The following is a 16831-nucleotide window of genomic DNA, read 5'->3' as shown; positions in this document are numbered from 1 at the left end:
GGAGGATGGATTCGTCTGCTTGCGGCATTGCATCCCGCGGCAGAATCTGGACACAAAGCTGGAACCAAATATTGTGAATCTTCCACTCTTAGGATATAGTCATCTTTAAGATGATTGATGAGCAGGAAAGGAAGGGATGGATATGAAGAAAAGGCTAAACAAGTTATAACGCTTATGTAAGGCATATCGGCCCGGTTATCATTCCCGAGCGCCTCCTGATTGGGCTGCATGTATGTTTGAAAACTATAATTGGGAGGTTGTTACGAAATGAGAACCGAAAAAGAAATGATGGATTTGATACTAACCACCGCCACACAAGATGAGCGAATCCGCGCTGTCATTATGAACGGATCACGAACCAATCCAAATGTAAAGAAAGACTGTTTTCAAGATTATGATATCGTATATGTCGTCGAAGCCATCGAATCATTTACATCGGATCATAGCTGGGTTAATCGGTTTGGCGACAGAATGATCATGCAAATGCCCGAGGATATTTCTCTTGTTCCAGCGGAAGAGAATGGATGTTTCCCTTATCTTATGCAGTTCACAGACGGCAATCGGATAGACCTTACTCTAGTGCCTATAGAGATGTCGGATGAACTCGTAGGGCGTGACAGCTTGAGTATCCTCCTTCTGGATAAAGATCAAATAATCGAACCGTTTCCTCAGGCGAGTGATGAAGACTACCTTATCGGGCAACCGACTGCGAAGCTATTCTCGGATTGCTGCAATGAGTTTTGGTGGTGCAGCGCAAATGTCGCAAAAGGGCTGTGGCGAGAAGAGCTGCCATATGCAAAGGCGATGCTTGAAGATCCTGTGAGAAGCATGCTCAACAGCATGCTTGAATGGCATATTGGCATAGCCACAAATTTCACTGTGAGCGCAGGTAAGTTCGGCAAATACTTCGAAAAATATCTTGAGGATCATCTCTGGAATGAGTTGGTAAATACTTATTCTGACGCTGATTACGAGAATATATGGCAATCGCTTTTTGCGATGTGCAACTTGTTCAGAAGCGTCGCTGTAAAAGTCGCAGACCATTTTGGTTATCAATATCCTCATTGTGACGACGAAAGAGTTACCGCACATATTCATCATGTTAAATCCTTGCCTAGAGACGCTGCCGAGATGTACTGAATTAGATGGGCATAACCCCCATCGTGGGTCCTGCCGCTATGAGGGAACTGTGCCATTTTGACTGCATGAAATCCAACGGGGAATGAGTATTAACTCTAATAAAGAGTGCAAGAACCATTAAGCCACGGCTTAATGGTTCTTTTTATAACCGCTTTACTTCTGTTTCTCTGCTGGCTGTTGGTCTGAAAACGAGGACGGCACATCTCAGTACCTCAGCCGCGTCGAGCCTAGCGCATAAGCTGCCTCGGGATATCGATTCGCACCATGGAGAGCGCTTCATCGCTCACTCTGGCTCTCCTTTGTAAATTTTACTAGACAGAGAAAAAACACCCCTTCTTATCAGACATTGAGGTTAGCGCTCAATAGCAGTGATTAGAAAGGGTGCCGTTACAGCATGATACCGTATTCAGTTACTTGATTGACTTGCAGCCAATCCATATGAATGATGTCATGCCACTGTTCATTATTTACTGTAAAGTCCGCTTTCGTCTCTTGCTGTTCTTTGTCCTTGATAGAGCAAATGGAGAGCACATTGCCCCGGATTCAAAAGACTCGAACAGCGCTGCTATGTCCTCCATTCTCTAGCTGTTCCCGACGTATTATACCTTTTTCATATCTGGCGGCTTCTTGTTTTTTATGATTTCAAGCATTACAGCTTGCCCGCCTTGTTATTAGATGCATTAGAGATGAAAAAGGTTTGTTTTTTTTAGAATTTTTTTAAGCGAATGTTCGCAAGGGTAACGTTCCAGCATTGGCGCCCCCATTTGTCTCAGGCCTCCATTGAATATGGTGCAATGGAAACAACATATATCCCGTCGGCAAGCAATCATTAATCATTGCACTTGCTTGGCAAGCGTTCGCTTGGCCTTGGCTACGATTCTTCTCGTCTCTTTCGTGTCCGATGCCCGCAGCCAATCATCACATACTTGCAGGACCCAGTCCGGCTTCGCCTTGCTCGCATCGTTCAGCCAATTGCCTGCTGAATCTTGAACATACTTAGCCGGGTCGGAGTTGACACATTCTAATAGCGGCAGCGCCAATTCCGGTTCGAGCTTTAACTGTTCAATATGCTTGCACCAGACTCCCCTCGGTCTTGTCGATTCAATGGCGAATCTTCGGACATTGGCATCCGAATCCGTCACCCAGCTCCGATAGAGGGAGATCGCTGCCGGAAGCTCACGAATAATCGATTCGCGGACGGCCATCCAACCGATTTCTCTTACACCGAAGTGCTTGTCGGCTGCAAATGGCTTCATCTGCACCAGCTTCTCCTCTAAGGAAAGCTCCTCGTTCAAGCCGATCATATAAGTTGCCCAGCAACGTACGCTATCGGACCGATGAGCGGACAGAAAATTAATAGCAGCAGTGAAATCCTGAGGATTGCGCTCCTGCAGTTCCACTCGTATTGCTTCGGCAATGAACGGGATGATCTTCATCGTGCTATTCTGTTTCAGTTGGTTAATCTTCAGCTCTAACGGCTGCACTAACTTATAAAGCCCAACTTCAGGCAGGACATGCCGCAGCAGAATCACATGATCGACAGCCAACCATTCCGTCAAATTGACGCTTTCAAGCGCACCCTGATGCAATAACTCAAGCACCTCTTCCGGGATATCCGCAGCCTTGCTTGCCCCCTTACGGGCCAGCACCTTGTCCGAAACATGCCATGGCTGATGCTGTTGCTCCATACCTAAGCCCCTCCTCGCCCATATTGTCACAGCCATTCCGGCAAAAAAACAAACATATGTTCTCAATTAATTCCAGTATACACCATATCTCGTCCGTTATACAACAGATTGTTCGGGCATCACTCTTTTTTTGTCACAATATAATAGGAACGTATTGAACATGAAGCATATTAACTGCTTTTAATAGTTGTTACTTATTGTAAATACCATCGCTGTTCAGTACAATATGATACACAGCAAGAGCATTATAACGTACGACAGCAGTAAGCCAGGCGAGGAAGGGAGGTACTATTCGGGGAACTATGCGGCTCCCGCATTCGCTGCTGTTCATCATTTCTCACAGAGCAATCCCCCTCTCATCCCAGCAAGCGCCATTACAGGGAGAGAACACACATCCCCATGCAGCAGGCGTATACTCCATGACAATGAATATGGATACAAAGGAGTGTATCATTGGCATGAAAACGAATACGAAAATGGTTATGATCTCCACAATCTGCTCCATGGCACTGGCAATTTCCTTGTTCTCGACTTCTATATTTGCAGGGCCGGCAGTTGCACCATCATCCGAGAAATCCGAGCCGTCGCCCAACCCCAAAATTGTAACCGCTTCCTTTACGCAGCGCGACCTGAATCTGTTAAGCCGGGATACGACAGGCATACCGCTTAACGGCGATTCCTATAACGGCGGCGTCGCAGCCATAGGCCAGAATGCCTTCGCCGTGGCGGCCAGCCCGAAATCGACGCCCATCATGGCAGCGGCACGTTACGGACAAGGCCGGGTTGTCACGGTCGGAAGCGAATCGTATTTCAAATTGAGCGAACCCGCTCAATCGAACAGCAAAGCGACGATTGCGCGCAATATTCTATTGTGGGCGACAGAAGATTTGGCGACGAGTTATGAGGACGCACTTGCCGGCAAAGGACGCATCGCCATCCTCACGAAGACAGAAGACTTCAAGGCGCGTTCCGATCTGCCAGTCGATATTACGCTTATCGATAGTTGGCAAGCGGCCGATAAGAGCGGCAAGCCAATGCTCGATCCTAGCAAGTTCCCTGTCGCCTTCATCGACTATAAGTTCGTCAGTAAAGACGAAGTGCCGGCGCTGCTTGATTACATACACAAAGGAGGGAGGCTGGTCGTCGCGCTCAAAGGATGGGTATTGGAGCAATTCCCTTATGTATCCTTGGACACCAATCAGTCTTCGGCATCCCTCGGAACGGATTATCCGCTTCAGCTGCTGCTCAACTCGGTCGGCTTGAGCTTGATGAACAATCAGGCAACGACGTGGGATGGTACGGCGCCGTTTCTGAATGTCAATCAAGCGGCCACCTACGAAATCGGGAATTTGATGACCGAAGCCAAATCAGTGGAAGCCGGCAGCAAAACCATCGATGAAGTTCAAATCGGCTTCCCAGACTCGAATGCTGAACAGAAAACGGCCATATTAACTTCTGCGTTAAGCTCAACACTCGGCGCCCTTACTCCGTCCAGTTCGATTTATAATCAAGTCCAATCCGATTCCGATCAATTAACCCATGTGGCGATCCCGGTCGATCCGAAAAAGAAGCCTTATAGCGCTTCCCTGCTTCCGGTCGTTATGGACCGCATTTACCAGAATCCGTCCGGAACGAAGTCGCCGTTCGCCGACGCCTTCCCGGGCAAGGTGCCCGCTGAAGCCCCTATCATCAACGACAAAGTTGTCGAAGTCGATTTCAATTACTCCACTTATGATTACCTGCGCCAAGGAACCGTTCCGAAAAATTGGATCAGCACCGGATTGTACGCGGAAGCGGGCAAGACGATTACCATCACTGTGCCAGAGGGAACGGCCGACCTGGATGTGCAGATCGGCGCTCATACCGATAATCTGAGCGGCCTGCCGATCGACAAGTGGTCACGCGCACCGCTCGTAACGACACGGATGACGTTGAAGCCGGGCGCCAATACGGTAACGAGCCCATACGGCGGATTGGTCTATTTGATTCCGACGAAGCCGTATTCAGGCAAGAAGGCTGCGGTTCATCTGAGCGGAGCCGTCAATGCTCCGTACTATGTGATGGGAACGACTGACAAGGAGGTATGGAAGAACTCCGTACGCAACTATGCGGCTCCTTGGGCAGAGCTGCAATCAACACGCGTCATTATCACCGTTCCATCCGAATTGGTGCGCAATCTGGATAACCCGGATGAGTTCCTGAAATTATGGGATGTCATGCTCGATCAGTACGATAAACTGGTGGGCGTCGCGCCGAACAAGCCAGAGCCGCACCGCAGTATTACACTTCCGTACCGTTATGTCGGTGATACCCAGATTAGCGCCGGCTTCATGCATGCCGGTTATCCGATCATGTTCTTCAACGATCCGTCGGCTATCGATGCGGTCACCGTGAACGGCATCAAGACGCTCGACGGCTGGGGCTGGTGGCATGAGACAGGCCACGAATACCAGCAGTACGCTTGGACATGGGGCGCGGTCGGTGAGGCGACGGTCAATATATACTCCCTGTTCATTCAAGATCATTTTGGCAACCATTCCCGTCTTCTTACCAAGAAGACTGCAGACGGCAAAACATATTATGACGTCGCCTTCGAATATTTGAACAGCAACCATCCGAATAAAAACTTCAACGACGACGAGCAGAACGACGTCTGGACGCGTCTGATCATGTTCCGCCAGCTGCAGCTCGCTTACGGCTGGAATCTGTATACGAAGTTGCACTCTTCTGTCCGCGACATGCCGCAAGCGCAGCTGCCGCAGAACGATCAGGCTCGAATCGATCTGTTCGTGGTGAAGGCATCGGAGTTAAGCGGCAACAATCTGCTTGAGTTTTTTGATAGATGGGGCTTGAAATATTCGGATGCGGCCAAAGCCAAGGTGCTCAACTTGAAGCTGCCGAAGCCGGCCACCGCTATTTGGATGTTGAAGGACAGTACGGTTCCGTACGAAGGAGGACAGGATTAGCTGGAGCTTCACCTGCTGCTGAGGCTGGCCACAACCGCGTTTAAAAGCAGGTCTTCGTTTCTAAAGTCGGCATGTTCCGTTCGTCCAGTCGCATCTCATGTTCAGACTGACGGTGATTCGCTTCTGCCGCCTCTTTGCTTCATTCTCCCCTTCCATCAGGAGGACGCACGATCCATGCTCCACGCTTTCGCTTGAAAGAGAAGGGGGAACCGTCATTCTCACTTTATCGCTTCAACGAAATCCTTAAGGCGAGAAAGAGGAGAAGTCTCCCCTCTTTCTCGTTTTGTTCATCGTTGCTCTCGTCCAACCCTTCATCGCTGTGCTGGCGGATCGCCTCAAGATCGGTCATAATGATGGATATACGGAATGTTGATCAACCTTACATGGGAGGGCGGATACGATGATTCGAGCGGTTCTGTTTGACTTTGACGGGACGTTGGCGGATACGCTGCCGCTATCTTTGCATGCGTTTACATCGGTATTCAAACGATACGATAACCGTATCGTCACGAACAAAGAGATTGTCGCCATGTTCGGACCGACAGAGGAAGGCATCCTCACAGCCAACCTTCGGCATGCCGGATTGTTGCCACAGGCAATCGAAGAATACTTCGAGCTGTACCGCAACTGGCATCCGAGCTTCGTGCGCTCGTCGGCTGACATTCGCAGCTTGCTGCAAGCCTTGAAAGAGAGAGGCATAGCGGTCGGCGTCGTAACCGGCAAAGGCCGTAGAGCCTACGATATTTCAGTCGGCATGCTCGGTCTGGCCCCATTCATTGACGTGGCCATTACGGGAGACGACGTGAAGCGATCGAAGCCTGACCCGGAAGGAATTGCAGCAGCGCTTCACGCCCTGCAAGCAGTTCCCGCTGAAGCCGTATGGATCGGGGATAGCGAAGCTGACATTGCCGCGGGTATTGCTGCCGGAGTCTATACCGCAGGAGCAAAGTGGTTCGACACCGTGCAGTCCGATCATTTCGCAACGGCACCAAATGCAATTTTCACGCGAACAAAGGAACTGTTGGATCTAATCGACTGCCACGATACGGGGAGTACGAACGACCTTAAGTGGCTTCAATGGGCAAAGCGGCTGCAAGCGCTGGCCCAAACCGGACTCACTTACACGAAGGATGTATATGACCGGGAACGGTATGAGGAATTGCGGGAAATGAGCGTAGACATGATGGCCAACTATTCCAAAGTGAACAAGGAACAGATCGAGCTCGCTTTTGCGGCCGAGGATGGTTATGCGACACCTAAGGTCGATGTTCGCGGCGTAGTATTCAAGGACAATCGAATTTTGCTCGTCCGGGAAAAAGCCGACGGCGCATGGTCATTGCCCGGTGGATGGGCGGATATCGGATACTCACCTGCAGAAATAGCCGTAAAGGAAATTAATGAGGAGTCAGGCTATGAGGCGGAAGCGGTCAGACTGCTGGCGGTCATGGATAAGCGGCTTCACCATCATCCTCCGGAGCCGTACCATGTGTATAAGCTGTTCATTCAATGCAGGGTGGTTGGCGGAGAAGCGTTAAGCGGCGTAGAAACGAGCGCCGTCCGTTTCTTTCGCGAAGATGAGCTTCCCGAGCTTTCTGTCGAGCGTAATACGGAACGGCAAATTCGGACGATGTTCGAATTTTTGAAGCAGCCTGACAAACCGGTCATTCTCGATTAATTCATTCGGGTGTGCTATTATAAACTTCGTTATTTCAGCAAAGAACGGAGTTGCATAAGTTTGGCACAGTTATACTTTCGATATGGAGCGATGAACAGCGGAAAATCCATCGAAATCTTAAAGGTCGCACACAACTATCAGGAGCAGAACAAGTCTGTCCTTATCTTCACTTCTGCGGTGGATGACCGGGACGAAGTTGGCTATGTGTCTTCCCGCATCGGATTAAGACGTGAGGCGATACCGATTCATCCGCATACAGATGTATTCGAGATTGTGCGCCGCCATACCGGGTCGATTTCTTGCGTGCTTGTGGATGAGGTGCAGTTCCTGAAAAAGGAGCAGATTATGCAGCTCACCTCCATCGTGGATGAGCTCAATATTCCGGTAATGGGGTTCGGACTTAAAAATGATTTCCGCAACGAATTGTTCGAAGGAAGCCGATATATGCTGCTGTATGCAGACAAGCTGGAGGAAATGAAGACGATCTGCTGGTTCTGCGAGCGGAAAGCGACGATGAACCTGCGGGTAGACGGCAACGGAAATCCTATATATACGGGCGATCAAATTGTGATTGGCGGCAACGACCGCTACTATCCGGTATGCCGGAAGTGTCATAAGAATCCGCCGCTATAACGACAAGACAAAGGTGCTCAGCTTATCCGAAAGTAAAATCGGGGCCAAGCACCTTTGTCGTATTTACAGATTACGTTCCCCATTACTCCATGTTCTTCAAGTACAAATCCAACAGATATGTGCATTCATCGATATCATCGTTCAGTCTATTCTTTACTTCCTCCTTCACCCCAACGTCATCCTTAACAGATTCCCTTATGTTTTCGAGTATGCTCCTCACGGAACTGGCGGCATTGTCATCGCGTCTGTCGCTGGAATGACCAGTATCTCTATTTTAGCTAGAATAAATAACGCAGTATCATCATTGAAATGATGCCTACCGCCACCGTCCCCATCAGACTTCGGGTCAGGATGGCAATGAGCACCGTTGGCAATGCGGCCCATAATCGAATGTAGCCCGAATCGGCCGACGTCAACAGCAATTCCTGAGACAGCAATGCAGCCATAATCGCGATCGGAATATAATGAAGCCAGCGCATCGCCCATTCAGGCAGCTTCATCTTGCTTAACACCACAAGTGGAAATACTCGCGGTATCATCGTCACGACCGCGCCTCCTACTATAATGAGCATGATCTCCCATCTTACTTCCACTTCTCTATCACCATCCCTATCGCAGCCGCTAGCATCGTCGCGGCAATGACATCAATTCCAGACGGCAGCACCGTGTTCAAGGCAATGGTCAGCAGCACGGCACAAGCTACCACCGTCAGATCGGTTCGCCGTCCAGGGCGATCCGCCATTTGCAGAGCGAGAAGACCAATGAACATAGCCGGCAAGGCATAATCGAGGCCGAACGCTTCTGGCTGGCCGATCCATTGCCCGAAAATTCCGCCGGCTACATTAGCGAGCAGCCAATTCAAATAGGCCGTTATATTTAAGCCGAGCATCCATCCGTTATCGGCATAACCTACTCGCGAGAGCCGATTCGTCGCAACTGCAAACGTCTCATCGGTCAACAGAAAGCCGTGAATCGTATTCTTCCAAGCAGGCAAATGCCGAAAATAAGGTGCCAGCGCTGCGCTCAGCAGCAAATAACGCAAATTGGCGATAAATATGGTTGCGATAATGGACGTTATCGGGGCCCCCACCGCAAACATGCCCACCGCGATAAATTGCGCAGAACCAGCATAAAGCACCACGGACATGAGCGCAATTTCCGCAATGCTCAATCCCGCCGTCCGTTCCACGACACCGGCAGCAAAGCCGATGCTTAAATATCCGAGCACCGTCGGCAGGCAATCTTTCACGCCTAGCCAAAAAAGGCGTTCCTGTGTCGCCGCATTCTCCTTCATCCCCAAGCCCCTTCTTCTTAGATGTTATTACTCTAACGACTATGATTTGTCCAAAAAAAATGGCTCAATCTGCATTATTCCGCATTGAACCGAAGTCCTGTAACGACATGTACCAGATCAGGCTTCGTGCGCCAGAGCCGATCCAATCGTTCCGGACCGTATTCTCTTGTCACCTCTTCGACCATGATGTCGTGACGTATGTACTCAGTGGCGACCAGTACCAAGGCAGGATCACATGTCTTGACCGCCCAAGCCGGAGCGTGATCGGAGAAGCTGGCGATGAGAACTTCCTCCCCGTCGCGCGATACGATCGTCAAATGTCCTCCCATCCGTTGTTCCACAACATCGGGAGTCATGTAATTATGATGATAGGTATTGCCAAGTTCGATCTCCGGGGCACCGAATACAATCGAGAACACGCTCACCCCTGCCTGAACGCGCTGCTGAATGGCCGATTGAATCGGCGGAACTTGCGGTTCCCATACCGAAAGCCACAACTCCTCCTTCGCGTTCTCAATCATGTCAATCATCTCGTCAATCACGCGCTGATCGCTGCGGACATGCCAGATGACATCCACTTCGCGCTCGCTTTCCATACCTGATAGCGCATGCTCCAAATAATCGAATGACTGTTCATACGACTTGCGCAAACGATTCATTAATTCCGCAGCAGGCACCGGCGCATACTTCACCGGTTCGGACGGCACCGTATAGATCGCCCCTTTATCCAACAGCTTGCCAAGCACTTCATAGATCATTGACCTTGGCACGCCAGATCGCTTGCTTATCTCGTATCCGGTAATTGGAGAGGTCTTCAAGAGGCCGACATAGGCCTTAGCTTCGTATTGAGAGAATCCCAGCTTATGCAGTTCCGCAACAATCTCATCCATAAATGGCACGCTTCCTTTAGTAGTTATAGTAATACTTACTATAATCAAATATTTTTATTTGTCAAACCATTCACATGAATGTATACGAACATTAAAATAGCTGTCGAGAAATTCTCGACAGCTAGAGCTAGATTAGCGATCCTAATTATCTTTTTTGTGGCATTTACAGCGGTCTTTGTCGTGGTCTTTACCGCGATCTTTGTCTTTGCAGCGGTCTTTGTCGTGGTCTTTGTCTTTGCAGCGGTCTTTGTCGTGGTCTTTGTCGTGGTCTTTGTCGTGGTCTTTGTCTTTGCAGCGGTCTTTGTCATGGTCTTTGTCGTGGTCTTTGCAATCATCGTCGTCTTTATGTCCCCATGGCAATGGAACTTGCTGCTTTTGCAGTACTTTTACAGTTACATGCATAACGATTTTTTCACGCAATTTGCGGAACGTCTTCTCTTTGCGAGGCAGATCATCATCGAAGTCGAAGTCTTCGCCCATATCGAGCTCATGGAATCTGACTTTGACCAGTTCGCAGAAAGGCTGTTCGTTAAAGAATACTTCGTGGCTGAACAATGTTTTTTCAAGTTGAGGAGACATTTCGTCTTGACCCAAGAACTCGAACTCTTCTACTTTTTCGGAAGAAAGCTCTGGCTTCACTTTACCGAATCTGATTTCTGTGACGCATTGGAAAGGCACGTGTGCTGTCGTATGAAGAATTCTTCCGCAAACGGCGGAGTTCGTTGGGGATGTGTCGGCTGTAGCATATTCAATATTTTTGCGGATAAACCCTCTGAGGTACAATTTTGCTTTCTTTACCCATTTACCATGGAAATCGACTGGAACCAATTTGCACTGCTCCAAAAATACTTTCTTCTTGATTCGTTTAATTTCCAACGCAGGTTCATCTAAACTAATCAGAGCCTCAACATTTACTTGTACTTCACGCTCTGCTAATACTAACGGAACTTTAATTGTTGGCCAATGTGGATCGTGTTTCTCGTTCTCGCATTCACCCAGTGTCGTTGACTCGACAACGCGGCAATCCCCATCATGACAAGACATCTCTTCATCCTCCTCGTGATAGCTGCTCAATCTTGTTGTGCAATACTATACTATTACGGAGAGGAAGAATTGCTTCGGCGCTTGTCTTGGAGAATCTGCCCCTTTTCATCCATTTTTACTTACGCCAAGGGATAAGCTGCTTCCGGAACCACCACACCCGACCCGATACGTGAATCATCCCTTCAGACACTCGGGCGTCAGCTTGATCCGGCTCCAACACGACTTTTACATGCCAATCGCCAGCCTCCGCCCGAATGCTTGCATGATATGGAGGGAGTTCATCGCAGTGCTCTGGAGTTGAAAGCCGTGTCTCGGATAGAGGACGAAGCACCGTACTGGAAAAGGGTATATATGTCATTTGATGCCGCAAAGCAGGACTATTATGTGTTGTCCCTATAGCGGTTATCCTGATGTGGCCTGTAACCCAAAGGAATGCAGACTCAGCCTCGTCGATACGGACGTCCTGAATCATAAGCTTTGTCTCATAGCGCACGTCTGTCCATTCATGCTCCCATCGCACTTGAACGAGTTGGTCCCAGCCAACGTCCCAAATAGCTTCCAATAAGGATACTTCCGTGAAGGAGGCCTCCTGATCTTCATTGCGGAATAAAATGCAGGCTTGGGTCACAATCGGCTCCATTTTACTATCCTGACCGTGCTCTTCCATACCAGTTGACTGCTTAGGCTGTGGAGTATCCATTTCTTCCAGCGGCTCTGTATCTGACTGTATAGGAATTGGCTCGTCAATCGAGATGTTCTGCTCGGGCACCGGCTGTGCTTCCATTGCTGTCGAAGGCGCTTGCGCAATCGGTTCCTCAACCGTCGGCATTACCTTCTCGATCGATTCCGTTCCTGCGGGCGGATCAATGTGGTGGAAGAACAACTCTGGAGCGGCAGTCGTTTGCTTCGCGGGACGCTTCTCATATGCATAGTAGATTCTCTTGCGCCGCCGAGTAGGCCGCTTCGCTGGAGATTTCCGCTTCGTATAACGCTTCGGCGGCTCAATGGATACAGCCTTGAGACGGATATGCTGTGGAGTACGTATCGCAGCACTGGAGGAAATCTTCTTCTTCCTGCGCGTTGCCCGTTGGCCTAACCGCTTATGTTGTTGGAGTGACAACTTCCATACAATTCGTTGCGCAGAGTGATGTGGTCTCCGATGGGAACCTCTATGTTTGCGGGCACGTATCACTGTTTGGACCGTGACAGACCGGTAGCAGGCCAGCTTATAACATTGAAGAACGGCCAGATTCTGATTAATCCAGGGGCCAAGCAGTTTACGAACACGTCTATTACTTACGATGATTCTCTTCATGATTAGCGGCACCTCGCCAATGTTCCTTCCAACCCTTTTACATATACTAAGCTACAATACTAAAGTATGTCATCGCCTGTAGACGAGTGTTAAGGCAGCCGCCCCTTTTTTCATTGAGCCGTTACTAGGGTAATTTCCCGAGGGCTCTCGATAGCCTGCTGCCTATTTATTGATATAATAGTCACCTGTCTATCTCGGCTTGGTCATCCGTCCAACCTGTTTTTGTGCAGACGCCGTAGTATATAGTAAATTATGGGGAGGTGTCTCTGACTTGGGCCGCATTACTAAAATAAGAAGAAGACGCTGCCATAAGAAAACGATTATCGTCTGCCGGTGGAGAAGAAAACGGAGCAAATGCTTGCGAAAAAAAACAGGAAAAGACCGATGTTCTTGCAAAAAAACCAAGTTGATTCGCCGCACCAAGCCCCGCGTGTGTCACTGTGCTTCCGGGCCTCCAGGGCCGCAAGGTGCCAGGGGACCCGCAGGACGAAAAGGACCGATAGGACCGCAAGGGATTCCAGGCGTGCAAGGTATTCCGGGGCCGGCAGGGCCGGCAGGACCTCCAGGACCCGCAGGACCTCTTGGATGGCAGTGTGAACAGGGACCGCAAGGACCGATGGGAACGATAGGACCACAAGGTATTTCAGGCGTGCAGGGGATTACGGGGCTGCAAGGGCCGGCAGGACCTTCAGGACAGCAGGGAGAACAAGGACCTCAAGGCGATATGGGGCCGCAAGGACCTTCAGGACAGCAGGGAGAACAGGGACCTCAAGGGCAACAAGGACTGCCGGGATCGTCTTCAGATTGCTGTATCCCGCCGATGCAGTACGTCCTATCTCAACTGGAAGGCGTCCAGGTTACATTGGGAACGACAAGCAACCCGCCCGGCAATTTTATTAACTCAACCATTGTCAGTGTAAGCAATTCTTTAGTGACCGTGCAAAGAGATACGAGAATGTTCGTCATTCCGATCAGTGAAGTGGTTGGCGTCGCGTCTCCTCAAGTTGCAGACGTTGCGCTGTTGGAGCCGCCGTCACCTCCAAGCGACTGCATTGAAGCTCCGCTGCGTGAATTCCTTGACGCCAACATCGACAGGGCAGTCGATATGACCACCGTCGGCTTCGGATTGTTCGCCAATATTCAGAACGCCATCGTATCCAGAACTGGCGAGGGGATCGTCATCTTGGATGTTACGAAAGCAGTCGATTTCGCAGCGGTATCTCTCTGCAAAATCACTTCCCTCTTATCATGCTAAAGTCGCTTAGACGCTTGATGCGCATCGTGTGAGCGAGTCAATTCAATTAAATAAACCGAGAGAATAACGGGAATTCATCCCGCTCCTCCCGGTTTTTTTCCATTCATCAAGGCAGCCGCTGTGATGGATGAATCGTGTCGATGAACAGCAAGCCGTCATACTGGATCGCTTCACTTCTGTTCACCTTCCCGGCTTGTCTTGTTGTATGCTATCGATACCATCGTATCAGGTGAACGTTAAGATTAGGGGCCTCCCAGTTTAATATTAGGTTAGGTTTCGTTTAAGAATCGGACCAGGGCGGGGGAAGTCGCCCCGCCCTATCGGCTATAGCGGGCTCAAATGCTCGTGCACGAGCTTCCACTCACCGTCTGCCCGCTTGAATACATTCGTGGCGCGGCCGCAGCCTTCTCTGTGCTCGCCTTTGTAGTACCCTTCCCATTTATACGTATATGTGCATACGGCAACGTCTTCTTCAGCTGCGATCCATGTTACGTCCACTGCGCTGTAGACTTCCTCCTGGATCGTCTGCCATGCCTGTTCGAAATAGTTTTTTATCTCTTCCAGCGACGTGCAGGTCTTGTCTGTAAACCAATACACGGCAGCGGGATCGAGCAGTTGTTGGATATTGGAAAAATCATGCGTGTTCGTCGCATTGATGTACTGGGCAAGTGCATCTCTATAATCCAAAATGAATTCCTCCTAGTGTATCATCCGTTTCCAAATATTATAGCAAAATCAGCCCGCCGCACGCACTCTTTCATGCCCCGTCACCAGCACGATCAATCCGCACAGGAGCGTGAGCGACGCGAACACAAGCGCACCATCGTAGCTGCCCGTGTTCACCATCAATACACCAGTCACGATCGGCCCGATGATCTGTCCGGCCCCGTATACTGCCGTTGCATAGCCGATAATGGTGCTGCTCTCCTGCGGAAACATGCCCCGGGCCAACGACATGGTCAGCATCGTAATCCCCATGAACGTCGCTCCGAATAAAAACGCGCCTGTCAACACACCAATTGCATTCGGAAAAAGGACAGGAAGAATGACTCCGAAAATTTGAGTGCAAAAGGCCGCGTACAGTGCCGACATGCTGCCTTTCTTTTTCTCTATCCAGCTCCATATCCAACAGGAGGGAGCCGCCGCCACACCGACGAATACCCAGCTCAAAGCGGAAAATTCGCGAACCTCCGGCATTTGCTCCACGATGGCAACTAAAAATGTGGCGCTAACAATATAGCCCATGCCTTCGCAGCCGTATGCGACAATAAGCCGCATCAGCATGCCCCGGTTGCCTGTGCTGTCCTGATGATCCCGCTCGATCGGCGCATTTTTGCTGGACGCAGTCTGTGGTTCCTTAAGAAACAGCAACGGGAATGCCCCCAGTAGTATCGATACGCTGCCCAGCCCGCCCCACGCCCATTTCCATCCTCCGAAATCGTTCAACGCCGGTACGAGCCATCCGCTCAAAACAATGCCCAGCCCGACGCCGCTGTAGAGCCAACCAGACCAGGACGAGCGCCCGCGCAGGGCCAACCCATCCAATACGATGCCCGTAGCGAATACGAACACAAGCCCACTGCTGAAGCCTGACACGAAGCGCAGGACAGACCATAACGCGAACCCGCTCACTGCGCCCATCAGCGCCGTCGTCAGCACGTTGACAAGTAAATTCAGCTTTAAGTAAAACACCTTGCCTCTGCGCCACGGCAGCATGCCCGCAGCTAAGGATCCGAACAGATAGCCAATATAATTATACGATGACAGATAACCAGCCGCCGCCTCGGACAGTCCCGCGCTATGTGTCATCAGAGGCAGGATCGGAGTATAGGCGAATCTGCCGATGCCCATCACAATAACAAGAGAAAGCATACCCCCTGCAAGAAGATAGGCTGGATAATTTCTGTCAAGCCGATTCCCCATCGTTAAACATCACCTTCATCTAAAATTTCTCCTATCTCCTCATCATAAGGATGGTAAAATAGTTAGTAAAATGATATATTTTCATATTTCATATCAATATTTTTGATACCACAGTTGTGAGGAGAACGCGATGAACATTGAGGATTTATATACGTTTCACGTCGTCGCCTAGGAACAAAGCATTTCCAAAGCGGCGGAAACACTCAACTTCGTGCAATCGAATATTACCGCCAGAATCAAGCGGCTCGAGCACGAGTACGAGACGCAGCTCTTTTACCGCCACCGGCACGGTGTCACGCTGACATCAACTGGAAAAGCGCTTATGGCCTATACGGAACAAATTCTTCAGCTCATCGAAGAATCCAAAAAAGCAATTATCCACTCGAAATCCCCGACCGGACCGCTAGCTATCGGTGCGATGGAAACGGCGGCTGCTGTGCGACTGCCTCCGCTGCTCGCCGCTTACGGCAAAAGATATCCCGAGGTGGAGCTGCTCCTGCATACGGACAGTACGAGTGAGCTTGTCAAGATGGTATTGAACCGCGAGATCGAGGGCGCATTTATTGCCGGGGAAGCGAATCACCCCTACTTATGTGAATTTCCCGTTTTTGAAGAGAAATTGGTGTTCGTCGTGCAAAGGAACCTGACATCCCGCCTCGTCAAGGACGATTTGGAGCAATATAACATGATCGTATTCAAGTCCGGCTGCTTCTACCGCACAACGATGGAGGATTGGCTGCGTGCCGGGGGCATCGTTCCGAAAAGAACGATGGAGTTGAACACGCTCGAAGGAATTATCGGCTGTGTCAAAGCCGGGTTGGGCATGTCCATGCTGACCGAATCCGTAGTCGATCAGCTTGATCGGAACCATGACCTGGCCCGGTACCCGCTGCCCGGAACAGCCGGGAGCGTCTCGACCCGATTCATCTATCATAAAGACATCGTAAAGACCGCTGCATTCAACATGTTCGTCACGATGTGCCAAGATGAGCAGCCATGAGCCAGCCT

15 protein-coding genes are annotated in these 16831 nt (G+C 50.1%); 6 read left to right on the top strand and 9 right to left on the bottom strand.

The window, feature by feature from the left end:
* The first annotated feature begins 267 nt into the window (after nt 1–267).
* A complete protein-coding gene (locus A372_RS0124125; RefSeq protein ID WP_019423482.1) occupies nt 268–1140 on the top strand; it encodes an aminoglycoside 6-adenylyltransferase in 873 nt (290 codons plus the stop codon).
* 387 nt (nt 1141–1527) lie between these two features.
* Here the strand turns inward: A372_RS0124125 and A372_RS37630 are convergent, their stop codons facing one another.
* Nucleotides 1528–1671 (bottom strand): hypothetical protein, encoded by a 144-nt coding sequence (locus A372_RS37630; protein WP_019423481.1) that lies wholly within the window; start codon nt 1669–1671, stop codon nt 1528–1530.
* Between the two features lie 302 nt (nt 1672–1973).
* The gene (locus tag A372_RS0124115; RefSeq protein WP_019423480.1) at nt 1974–2828 is read right to left on the bottom strand and encodes a DNA alkylation repair protein; all 855 of its coding nucleotides are present in this window, start codon (nt 2826–2828) and stop codon (nt 1974–1976) included.
* 458 nt (nt 2829–3286) lie between these two features.
* Between A372_RS0124115 and A372_RS0124110 the strand changes: the two genes are divergently transcribed.
* The 3 genes from A372_RS0124110 (at nt 3287) to A372_RS0124100 (ending at nt 8102) form a co-directional block, all read left to right on the top strand.
* Entirely contained in the window at nt 3287–5794 is a 2508-nt protein-coding gene (locus tag A372_RS0124110) for a M60 family metallopeptidase (RefSeq protein ID WP_036705205.1), read from the top strand.
* A gap of 400 nt (nt 5795–6194) precedes the next feature.
* Nucleotides 6195–7469: an NUDIX hydrolase N-terminal domain-containing protein gene (locus A372_RS39330; RefSeq protein ID WP_019423478.1), complete on the top strand. Its 1275-nt coding sequence runs from the start codon at nt 6195–6197 to the stop codon at nt 7467–7469.
* Between the two features lie 60 nt (nt 7470–7529).
* On the top strand, nt 7530–8102 hold the full coding sequence (locus tag A372_RS0124100; RefSeq protein ID WP_019423477.1) for a thymidine kinase: 573 nt from the start codon (nt 7530–7532) through the stop codon (nt 8100–8102).
* 278 nt (nt 8103–8380) lie between these two features.
* Here the strand turns inward: A372_RS0124100 and A372_RS0124090 are convergent, their stop codons facing one another.
* The 5 genes from A372_RS0124090 to A372_RS0124070 form a co-directional block, all read right to left on the bottom strand.
* Nucleotides 8381–8695, bottom strand: coding sequence for an AzlD domain-containing protein (locus tag A372_RS0124090; RefSeq protein WP_026011265.1), 315 nt, complete (start codon nt 8693–8695; stop codon nt 8381–8383).
* Nucleotides 8686–9396, bottom strand: coding sequence for an AzlC family ABC transporter permease (locus tag A372_RS0124085; RefSeq protein ID WP_019423475.1), 711 nt, complete (start codon nt 9394–9396; stop codon nt 8686–8688). Before A372_RS0124085 ends, A372_RS0124090 begins: the two co-directional genes overlap by 10 nt.
* Before the next feature lie 74 nt (nt 9397–9470).
* Nucleotides 9471–10286, bottom strand: coding sequence for a TrmB family transcriptional regulator (locus A372_RS0124080; RefSeq protein WP_019423474.1), 816 nt, complete (start codon nt 10284–10286; stop codon nt 9471–9473).
* Nucleotides 10287–10427: 141 nt separating this feature from the next.
* A complete protein-coding gene (locus A372_RS34695; RefSeq protein WP_019423473.1) occupies nt 10428–11330 on the bottom strand; it encodes a CsxC family protein in 903 nt (300 codons plus the stop codon).
* A gap of 115 nt (nt 11331–11445) precedes the next feature.
* Nucleotides 11446–12645, bottom strand: coding sequence for a hypothetical protein (locus A372_RS0124070; protein WP_157259675.1), 1200 nt, complete (start codon nt 12643–12645; stop codon nt 11446–11448).
* Between the two features lie 523 nt (nt 12646–13168).
* On the opposite strand from A372_RS0124070, the gene A372_RS34690 reads away from it, so the two are divergent.
* Nucleotides 13169–13900 (top strand): collagen-like protein, encoded by a 732-nt coding sequence (locus A372_RS34690; protein ID WP_019423471.1) that lies wholly within the window; start codon nt 13169–13171, stop codon nt 13898–13900.
* A 324-nt stretch (nt 13901–14224) separates the two neighbouring features.
* Here A372_RS34690 and A372_RS0124060 read toward each other — a convergent pair whose 3' ends face one another.
* Nucleotides 14225–14587: a YybH family protein gene (locus A372_RS0124060; protein ID WP_019423470.1), complete on the bottom strand. Its 363-nt coding sequence runs from the start codon at nt 14585–14587 to the stop codon at nt 14225–14227.
* A gap of 48 nt (nt 14588–14635) precedes the next feature.
* Nucleotides 14636–15823, bottom strand: coding sequence for a YbfB/YjiJ family MFS transporter (locus tag A372_RS0124055; RefSeq protein ID WP_019423469.1), 1188 nt, complete (start codon nt 15821–15823; stop codon nt 14636–14638).
* A 181-nt stretch (nt 15824–16004) separates the two neighbouring features.
* Between A372_RS0124055 and A372_RS34685 the strand changes: the two genes are divergently transcribed.
* A complete protein-coding gene (locus tag A372_RS34685; protein ID WP_083858928.1) occupies nt 16005–16823 on the top strand; it encodes a LysR substrate-binding domain-containing protein in 819 nt (272 codons plus the stop codon).
* Nucleotides 16824–16831 lie beyond the last annotated feature (8 nt).

Origin of the sequence: Paenibacillus sp. OSY-SE (assembly GCF_000283315.1) — a bacterium.
GTDB classification, from domain to species: Bacteria; Bacillota; Bacilli; order Paenibacillales; family Paenibacillaceae; genus Paenibacillus_B; species Paenibacillus_B profundus.
Note: the sequence above shows the minus strand (reverse complement) of the source record. Positions and strands in the feature narration are given on the sequence as shown.

Coding starts and splice junctions, on each gene's coding strand:
- A372_RS0124085 (WP_019423475.1), bottom strand. CDS start 9,396: ATGAAGGAGAATGCGGCGACACAGGAACGCCTTTTTTGGCTAGGCGTG.
- A372_RS0124080 (WP_019423474.1), bottom strand. CDS start 10,286: ATGGATGAGATTGTTGCGGAACTGCATAAGCTGGGATTCTCTCAATAC.
- A372_RS34695 (WP_019423473.1), bottom strand. CDS start 11,330: ATGTCTTGTCATGATGGGGATTGCCGCGTTGTCGAGTCAACGACACTG.
- A372_RS0124125 (WP_019423482.1), top strand. CDS start 268: ATGAGAACCGAAAAAGAAATGATGGATTTGATACTAACCACCGCCACA.
- A372_RS0124115 (WP_019423480.1), bottom strand. CDS start 2,828: ATGGAGCAACAGCATCAGCCATGGCATGTTTCGGACAAGGTGCTGGCC.
- A372_RS0124070 (WP_157259675.1), bottom strand. CDS start 12,645: ATGAAGAGAATCATCGTAAGTAATAGACGTGTTCGTAAACTGCTTGGC.
- A372_RS0124055 (WP_019423469.1), bottom strand. CDS start 15,823: ATGGGGAATCGGCTTGACAGAAATTATCCAGCCTATCTTCTTGCAGGG.
- A372_RS39330 (WP_019423478.1), top strand. CDS start 6,195: ATGATTCGAGCGGTTCTGTTTGACTTTGACGGGACGTTGGCGGATACG.
- A372_RS0124110 (WP_036705205.1), top strand. CDS start 3,287: ATGAAAACGAATACGAAAATGGTTATGATCTCCACAATCTGCTCCATG.